Source organism: Actinoplanes sp. NPDC004185 (genome assembly GCF_053603475.1).
The window spans coordinates 1-8,294 of the sequence record NZ_JBSGFR010000101.1; the positions used below are offsets into that span (position 1 = coordinate 1).

The 8,294-nt window shown below is 71.5% G+C and carries 8 protein-coding genes; 4 read left to right on the plus strand and 4 right to left on the minus strand.

All coding sequences use genetic code 11. The features are described 5' to 3' along the window. Positions 1–216 precede the first annotated feature (216 nt). The gene (locus ACWEOZ_RS43740; protein WP_451916577.1) at positions 217–1,188 is read left to right on the plus strand and encodes a ricin-type beta-trefoil lectin domain protein; all 972 of its coding nucleotides are present in this window, start codon (positions 217–219) and stop codon (positions 1,186–1,188) included. Between the two features lie 4 nt (positions 1,189–1,192). Here the strand turns inward: ACWEOZ_RS43740 and ACWEOZ_RS43745 are convergent, their stop codons facing one another. The 3 genes from ACWEOZ_RS43745 to ACWEOZ_RS43755 all read right to left on the minus strand — a co-directional run bounded on the left by ACWEOZ_RS43745 (position 1,193) and on the right by ACWEOZ_RS43755 (position 3,693). Further along, entirely contained in the window at positions 1,193–1,957 is a 765-nt protein-coding gene (locus tag ACWEOZ_RS43745; RefSeq protein WP_451916578.1) for a hypothetical protein, read from the minus strand. A gap of 81 nt (positions 1,958–2,038) precedes the next feature. Then, positions 2,039–2,314: a hypothetical protein gene (locus tag ACWEOZ_RS43750; protein ID WP_451916579.1), complete on the minus strand. Its 276-nt coding sequence runs from the start codon at positions 2,312–2,314 to the stop codon at positions 2,039–2,041. A gap of 98 nt (positions 2,315–2,412) precedes the next feature. Further along, positions 2,413–3,693, minus strand: coding sequence for an AI-2E family transporter (locus ACWEOZ_RS43755; RefSeq protein ID WP_451916580.1), 1,281 nt, complete (start codon positions 3,691–3,693; stop codon positions 2,413–2,415). A 180-nt stretch (positions 3,694–3,873) separates the two neighbouring features. Here ACWEOZ_RS43755 and ACWEOZ_RS43760 point away from each other — a divergent pair, with 180 nt between their 5' ends. Both ACWEOZ_RS43760 and ACWEOZ_RS43765 read left to right on the plus strand, forming a co-directional pair. Next, positions 3,874–4,908 (plus strand): arabinan endo-1,5-alpha-L-arabinosidase, encoded by a 1,035-nt coding sequence (locus tag ACWEOZ_RS43760; RefSeq protein ID WP_451916581.1) that lies wholly within the window; start codon positions 3,874–3,876, stop codon positions 4,906–4,908. A gap of 19 nt (positions 4,909–4,927) precedes the next feature. After that, positions 4,928–6,394, plus strand: a complete 1,467-nt coding sequence (locus ACWEOZ_RS43765) for a family 43 glycosylhydrolase (protein ID WP_451916582.1) — start codon at positions 4,928–4,930, stop codon at positions 6,392–6,394. A gap of 56 nt (positions 6,395–6,450) precedes the next feature. Here the strand turns inward: ACWEOZ_RS43765 and ACWEOZ_RS43770 are convergent, their stop codons facing one another. Then, complete coding sequence (locus ACWEOZ_RS43770) at positions 6,451–7,272, minus strand: class I SAM-dependent methyltransferase (RefSeq protein WP_451916583.1); 822 nt, start codon at positions 7,270–7,272, stop codon at positions 6,451–6,453. Positions 7,273–7,327: 55 nt separating this feature from the next. Between ACWEOZ_RS43770 and ACWEOZ_RS43775 the strand changes: the two genes are divergently transcribed. After that, positions 7,328–7,936 carry a TetR/AcrR family transcriptional regulator gene (locus ACWEOZ_RS43775; RefSeq protein ID WP_451916584.1) on the plus strand — a complete coding sequence of 203 codons (609 nt, stop codon included), beginning with the start codon at positions 7,328–7,330 and terminating at the stop codon, positions 7,934–7,936. The last annotated feature ends 358 nt before the right edge of the window (positions 7,937–8,294 follow it).

Here is an 8,294-nt window from a genome sequence, read left to right on the forward strand (position 1 = left end):
CCCCACACCGACTCTTCGGAGAAGTCACTTCCCGAACCCGCCGACAACAAGCTTAGAACGTCACTCGCGCCAGCATCTTGACACAGAGAGGAGCCGGATCAGGAACGCCGGCTCGCCTCGGCCCTGCGCGCCGAGTTCACCGGCAACGGCGTCGGCGGCACGAAGATCTGGGCCTTCGACCACAACTTCGCGGAGGGGCCGTCGTACATCGGCGGTGTGCTGGGCAGTCCGGGCAGCCCGAGTGACGCGTTCAACGCCGTCGACGGGCTCGCCTTCCACGACTACGCCGGTGACCCGTCGCTGATGGGCCAGGTCAAGGCCAGCTATCCGAGCAAGGACGTCGCGATGACCGAACGGGCGGTCTGGGGTACGACCGGAGCGAACCGCATCGTCGACTACCTGCGCAACCAGTCCGTCATGTACCAGAACTGGGTGACGATGCTGGACCAGAACCGGGCACCGGAGAAGTGGACCGGCGCACCCGACCCCACCATGCTGGTGCAGAACCCGTCCGCCCCGGACACCGTGTGGGCGCTGCCGGAGTACTACCTGACCGCCCAGTTCTCCAAGTTCATCCAGCGCGGCGCCAAGCGCGTCGACACCAACAACGGCTCGGCGGGCACCGTCACCAACGTCGCGTTCCTGAACCCGGACGGCAGCCTCGTCACGGTGGTGGTCAACCGCAGCACCGCCAACCAGACCTTCACTGTGCGCGCCGGCACGCAGCAGTTCACCGGCACCCTGCCCGCGAAGACGGTGGGCACCTACGTCTGGGCCGACGCGAACGCCACGCCGCCCCCGGGAACGACCGCCGCGCTGCGCTCCGACCTCAGTGGACGGTGCGTGGACGTGCCCGGGGCGAACCCGGCCGACGGCGCCCGGCTGCAGATCTACGACTGCAACGGCAGCGCGGCGCAGCAGTGGACGATCGCCGGTGACGGCACCGTGCGGGCGCTGGGCAAGTGCATGGACGCGGCCGCCGCGGGCACCGCGAACGGTACGGCGATCCAGCTCTACACCTGCAACGGCACCAACGCGCAGCGCTTCACCCTCGGCGCCGGGGGAGACCTGGTCAACCCGGCGGCCAACCGCTGCGTCGACGTGGTGAACAACGGCACGGCGAACGGATCGCAGCTGCAGCTCTGGGACTGCGCCGGCACCGCCAACCAGAAGTGGACGCGGGCCTGACCGGTCAGCTCGCCGGGACCGCCTCCGGCCCGTGACCCGCCGCAGCCCTGGTGCGGCGGGGAGCGGGCCGGAGCCCGTTCAGCTCCGTGGCCCGGACGGCGGCGACGTGCGCTTCGTGCCGCAGGCTGCCGACGGCACGGCGAGCGCGCTCGGCGTCGTGCCGGGCGGTGCGCTCCGCGGCGACGGCCTGCTCGTACCTCTGCCGGAGCCAGGCCGCCGAGGCGCGGGCGATCACGACGTCCTGCACGGCCGGGTGGAGCCGGGCATCCCAGCCGGGCCAGTCGGCCAGGGCCTCGGCGGGCAGCTCACCCCGGTCGGTGGCGGCTGACACCGTACGGTGCAGGTAGCGCTCGCGGGCCGCGTACTCCTCGCAGGTCCGCGCCGTGGGCGGCGTCCCCCAGGCCGCCGCGGTCAGAGCCTTGCGCAGCCGGGCGTCGGCGTCGAGCCACGCCGGCCAGGTGGCGTTCATCTCGTCCTCGCTCTGTTCCCACAGCCGCTGCCACCGCTGCGCGCTCGTGACGGCGTGATCGGCGGCCGCGCGGATCTCCTCGGCGCACCGGGCCGCCTGGGCGGCTTCGGCTGCGTGGGCCTGGTGTTCCTCGTCGCGGCGGCGCAGCGCCGCCACCCATTCCCGGGCTGCGCGCCGCGGGTGACGCGCGGCGGTGGGGCTGCCCAGCAGCAGGAGTGCCGGGAACGTCAGCAGCATCAGCGTCGCCCAGATCGCCGCCGGGGCGGGCTCGGTCAGCAGCATTTCCGCGATCACGTTCATGGGAGAAGTCCGTCCGTCGAGGTGTCCGCTCGTGTCGATGACAGGCTGTGACCACCACGCGGCGGGAACGCCGCCGGGCGATCAGGCGGAGGCGACGGGCGGAGCGCGACAACCGCGGGCGCTCGCGGTCGACTGGGCCGCGAGGGCGGTGACGTGGTCGGCCGGCGGGTCGTCGGTCGCCGCGGTTTCGGTAGCCGGGTCTTCCGCCGTGGCCGGGGCGGGCACGGCGGCGGAGGTGGAGACGGCAGCCTGCGGACGCGAAGGGGATGGCTGTGGGGCTGCGGCCAGCACGAGGGTCAGCAGGACGAGGACAGGCAGCGACCGCAGCAGCAGTCCGCGCCGGTCGCTCGTCGCCATACCTCCACTGTAGCGAGCGCAGCCGGCCACCGCCGACAGCACGACGGGCCACCGGCGATGCGGTGGCCCGTCGTCTCTGGATCGATGCCGGGAGAAGGTCAGGCGGGCTGGTCGCCTCCGTCGACGGCGACGGAGCCGTTCCGGCCCTCCCGCGGATCCGCACCGGGAGTGCCGGGCCGGCGACCCGCAGCACCGGGGCTGCGCGTCGCTGACGGTGCGGTGCCGGGGTGGTCCACCGTCTCCGGAGTGGAGCCGGGTGGACCGTTCGTGGCCTGCGGCCCGGCCGGTGCGGCGCCGATCGGCACCTCGTCCTCGCCCACGGTCGGCTCGGGCTTGAGCCGGCCGCGCCGGGTGTCCCAGATGTCGCGGGCGATGATCTGGATGATGCCGGCGACCGGGATGGCCAGCAGCGCGCCCAGGATCCCGGCCAGCTCGACCGCGATCAGGATCGCGATCAGCACGGTCAGCGGGTTGACCTTGACCGTGCGGGCGAAGATCAGCGGCTGCAGCAGGTGGTTCTCCAGCTGCTGGTAGAGCACGAAGAAGACGATGACGACGATGCCCGCGGTGGTGGACTGGACGAAGGCCGCCAGGGTCGCGACGACCGCGCCCAGGGTGGCGCCGACCAGCGGGATCAGGTCGGCGAGCCCGACGAACAGAGCGATCAGCCCCGCGTACGGCACCCCCATGATCGCCAGCACCGCGTAGGTGAGGCCGCCGCAGATGATGCTGATCAGCAGGTTGCCGGTGATGTAGCCGGTGACGGTCTTGGCGCAGTCGTGCCCGACCCGGCGGATCCGCTCGGCGCGCCGGTCGTCGAACAGGGCAAGGAACCCGGCGACGACCTTCGGGGCCTCCAGCACCATCAGGTACGAGAGCACGAAGATGGTCACGATGCCCGCGACGCTGGTCGCCGCCCCGCGCAGCACGGCCAGGGTGGGCGCGCCGAGGCGGCCGGCGTACTCGCGGAACCGGTCGGCGTTGTTCTGCGCGTACTCCAGCAGGTTGAAGCGTTCGATCAGGCCGCCGACCGGGCCGCGCCCGGCCCGGGCGTCCTCGATGATCTTCGGGAAGTCGGCCACCACCTGAGATCCCTCGCGGACCAGGGGTACGACGAACAGCGTGATCAGGCCACCGAGGAGCGCGAACGCGACGAGGAAGACCAGCAGCGTGGCCAGCCAGCGCCGGCCGAACGCGGCGCGGCGCTGCACCCAGCTGACCGCCGGGTTCAGAGCGACGGCGAAGAACGCGGCTATGACGATCCAGGTCAGCACCTGGCTGGTCGCCCGGATCAGGTAATAGAGCAGGAGGGTGGCCAGCGCCAGGCCGATGACGACCATCGTCCGCCGCGCCACTGTTCGGGTGTCTTCAGTACTCACTGCGTGTCGATACCCGCCGCACGCACCGCCAAACTGGACGACCCGATGAGCCGCCTTCACATAACCGAAACCTTGACATCACAATTGTGACCGTTAACATCGACCGGGACATCCACACGGCTCGATGTCCCTTCCCCTGAGTGCGCTGCTGAGCGCGACGAGCCATCCCCGAGGAGACGCATGTCCACGACACGCAGGAGAACCGTTCGGCGCGGCGCGCTCGCCGCTGCGGTGGCCGCCACGCTGGTCGCCGCGACGACGGTCGCCGTCAACGCGCAGGCCGCCACGGCACCGGCGCCCCGAGCCGCCGCGACACCCACCGTGCCCCCGGCCGCCTACCCCGGTCCCGGGCTGGTCACGGGCGACATCGGCGTCCACGATCCGACGATGGTGAAGACGCCGGGCGGCACCTACATCGTGGCGCACACCGGTGACAACATCGCGCTGAAGACCTCCTCGGACCGGACGGCCTTCCGTAACGCGGGCACGGTCTTCCCCGGCGGGGCACCGTGGACCACGCCCTACACGGCCGGCAGCCGCAACCTGTGGGCGCCCGACATCTCTTTCCACAACGGGCAGTACTGGTTGTACTACTCGGCCTCGTCGTTCGGCTCCAACCACTCGGCGATCTTCCTGGCCACCAGCCCGACCGGGGCCTCCGGGACCTGGACCGACCGCGGCCTGGTCGTCGAGTCACGGACCTCGGACAACTACAACGCGATCGACCCGAACCTGATCGTGGACGACTCGGGGGCCTGGTGGCTGAGCTTCGGCTCCTTCTGGTCCGGCATCAAGATGGTGGCCCTGAACCCGTCGACCGGTAAGCGCGCGGACACCACGCTGCGCAGCATCGCCGGCCGGGGTGGTGGCGCGATCGAGGCGCCGTTCATCGTCAAGCACGGCGCCTACTACTACCAGTGGGTCTCCTTCGACCGGTGCTGCCAGGGCGCGGCCAGCACGTACCGGATCATGGTCGGCCGCTCGAGCAGCCCGACCGGCCCGTACGTCGATCGCAACGGGGTCGCTCTGACCTCCGGTGGCGGCACCCAGGTCCTCGCCGGGCACGGCAGCATCCACGGCCCCGGCCACCAGGCCGTGCTGGCCGACACCGATTCCGAGCTGCTGGTCTACCACTACTACACCGACCGCGGGGCCGCGAACCTCGGCATCAACCTCATCGGGTACGACGCGGCCGGCTGGCCGTTCGTCCACTGACCGCGAAGGAGACCCGACGATGCGAAGAATCCTGCTCCTCGGCGTGGTGACGATGCTCGCCGCGGTGGGCACGGCGATCGCCGTGCCGGCCGCCGAAGCCGCCACAGTGCAACCGAACGTGCCCTACGTGCTGGTCAACCGGAACAGCGGCAAGGCCCTGGACGTCTACAACCTGGCCACGAACGACGGCGCCGCCGTCAACCAGTACGCCCGCAACGACGGCGCCTGGCAGCAATGGCGTTTCCTCGACTCCGGCGGCGGCTGGTACCGGGTGCAGTCGGTGCACAGCGGCAAGGTCCTCGACCTGCCCAGCAGCACCGACGGCATCCAGCTCGTGCAGAACGCCGACCGCAACGACAGCCGCCAGCAGTTCCGCCTGGCCGACTCGGCCGGCGGATACGCCCGGCTGATCAACCGGTCCAGCGGCAAGGCCGTCGAGGTCTGGCAGTGGAGCACCGCCGACGGCGCGATGGTCTCGCAGTACCAGGACCTCGACGGCGCCAACCAGCAGTGGCAACTGATCTCGCTCTCCGCCACGGCCGGCTCCTTCACCAACCCCATCAAACGCAACGGGCCGGACCCGTGGCTGCAGTACCACAACGGCTTCTACTACCTGGCCACGACGACGTGGAACTCCACCGTCACGATGCGCCGGTCGAGCACCCTGGCCGGGCTGGCGACCGCCGCCGACACCACGGTCTTCAACCTGGCCGGCCGGGCCAACGGCTGCTGCAACATGTGGGCGCCCGAGTTCCATCTGCTCAACGGCCCGAACGGCAACCGCTGGTACCTGTACTATGTGGCCGGTCAGAACGTCTCGGACTACAACCCGACGCAGCGGCTGCACGTGCTCGAGTCGGCCGGGACTGATCCGATGGGCCCGTACACGTTCAAGGCCGATCTGGGCGCCGACTGGCAGCTGGACGCGAGCGTGCTGAAGGTGGGCAGCAGCCTGTACCTGATGGGCACCTACGGCGGGGACGGGGCCGGGCAGAGCAACTTCATCCAGCGGCTCAGCAATCCCTGGACCCCGACCGGCTCCCGGGTGCGACTGAGCTCGCCGACGCTGAGCTGGGAGCGGCAGACCGGCGCGGTCAATGAGGGACCGGAGCCGCTGTACCACAACGGCAAGGTGATGGTCGTCTACTCGGCCTCGGCCTGCTGGGGACCCGACTACAAGCTGGGCCTGCTCACGCTGACCGGCACCGACCCGATGAACCCGGCGCACTGGACCAAGAAGTCGACCCCGGTCTTCCAGCGCAGCGATGCCAACGGCGTGTACGCCCCCGGCCACAACGGTTTCTTCAAGTCACCGGACGGCACCGAGGACTGGATCGTCTACCACGCCAACGATTCGGCCTCCGGCGGTTGCGACATGAACCGCTCGACCCGCGCGCAGAAGTTCACCTGGAACGCCGACGGCACACCGAACTTCGGTACGCCCGTCCGCCTCGGCACCACCTTGCCGGCACCCTCGGGCGAGTAACGGGGGAAGAGTCAGCGGCACGGAGAGGGAGTCGTCCCGGTGGTGGACGGCTCCCTCTACGACGTGGCCGAGGTCCGCACAGCGCTGACCGCCAAGGTCGTGTACGACATCGTGAAGCCTCCGCCGAGCTCGTCGATCGCGGCGCCGACCGCGTCGAGGATGCCGGCCGTCTTGTCGGGTGGCAGCCGGGTGAGGCCACCGGTCGTCGGCAGCAGCGCCAGCCATTCGTCGCGCGTGTACGCCTGCTCCCAGTCGAAGCGCCACTGCTCGGGCTCGGAGAACAGCCCCGCCGCGCGGATCGTGTCGGCGATCTTCGCGTATCCGGCCTGGTACATGTCGAGGGCCGGCTGGGCCGGCAGCTCGCCGAAGGGCAGGTCCGGCACCGCCCTGCGCAAAGCCGCCCCGAACGGCTCGGCCACCGCGGCGGGCGGCTCGAAGACGTGACCGAAGATCGCCAACCGGCCCCGGGGACGCAGCACCTCGGCCGCTCTGCGCGGGCCGGCGACCGGGTCGATCCAGTGCCACGACTGGGCCGCGGTCACCGCGTCGAACGTCCGGCCGGCCGGCTCCCACGCCTCGAACGTCGCCACCTCGACCCGCAGGCCGCGGGCCCGGGCGAAGCCGGCCATCCGGCCGTCGGGCTCGACGCCGAGCACCTCGCACCCGGCCGCCTGGAACTGGCGGGCCGCGATGCCGGTGCCGCAGCCCACGTCGAGCAGGTCAGGCCCGGGGCTGCCGGTGACGATCCGCGTCACGAGAGCCTCGGGGTAGCCGGGCCGGGCCCGGTCGTAGCGTTGTGCGTCCGTGCCGAACGACTCGGCCATCGACCGGGCCTGGTGCAGCTCCGTCGCAGGTGGATCGGGCGGTAAGGTGGGCATGTGCCCACCTTAGTGGGCACATGCCCACTAGGCAACGCCCCAGGGAGGATCGCGAGTGCCGACCGGAGTGCATCTGCGGGATGCGCGGCAGCAGCTGTTCGACGCCGCTGAACGCGTCCTGCTCCGCGTAGGGCCGGCCGGGCTGACCAGCCGGGCTGTCACCGACGAGGCCGGCTGCGCCAAAGGGGTCCTGCACCGGCACTTCCCCGACTTCGACGCTTTCCTCGCCGACCTCGTGCTCGACCGGGCCGCGCAACTCGAGACGCAGGCCGAGGCGCTGCGCAAGTCCGCCGGCACCGGCACGCCGGCCGACAACCTGACCAGCGCGCTGACCACGTTGTTCGGACCGGTGCCGCTGGCGATCATCCCGCTCATCACGTTCCGGGACGAGCTGCGCGCACGGCTGCGGCAGGCCCGGCCCGGCGGCGGCATCGCGATCCTGGGCCAGGTGACCACCGCGGTCTCGGCGTACCTGGCCGACGAGCGCGACCTGGGCCGGATCGCGGCCGACGCCGACCTCGACTCCCTCACCCTGTCGCTGGTCGGCGGCGGGCACCTGCTGTTCACCGACCGCGACCCCGGCCCGCCCGGCGCCGCGGCGATCGGGAAGTTCGTGACCTCGGTGCTGGCCGACGTGGTGCAGCGACGGCCCCGCCGGCCGTGACCCCGCGGCGCGGCGGAGCCGTCCCGGTGAGCGGGCCGCTTGACGTGCACCTTCACCCCGTAGTCGAACAGCGTGAGCTTTGCGGTGAAGGTGCCGGTGCCGGTCCGCCCCTTCACCGGTTTTCCCGTCGGGCCCCGGCCCGGTGCCGGTCTCGAGGCGCATCCGGTAGCTGATGTCGCCGCTGGCCGCGGCCGCGTTCGCCAGCCGTAGCGAGGCCGGTTCGGCCCGCCTCGCCGGTCGGTCCGCACTGCCGGTCGGTCCGCACTGCCGGTCGGTCCGCACTGCCGGTCGGTCCGCACTGCCGGTCGGTCCGCACTGCCGGCCGGCTCGCGCTGCCGGCGCCCGGCCCGCGTCGGGC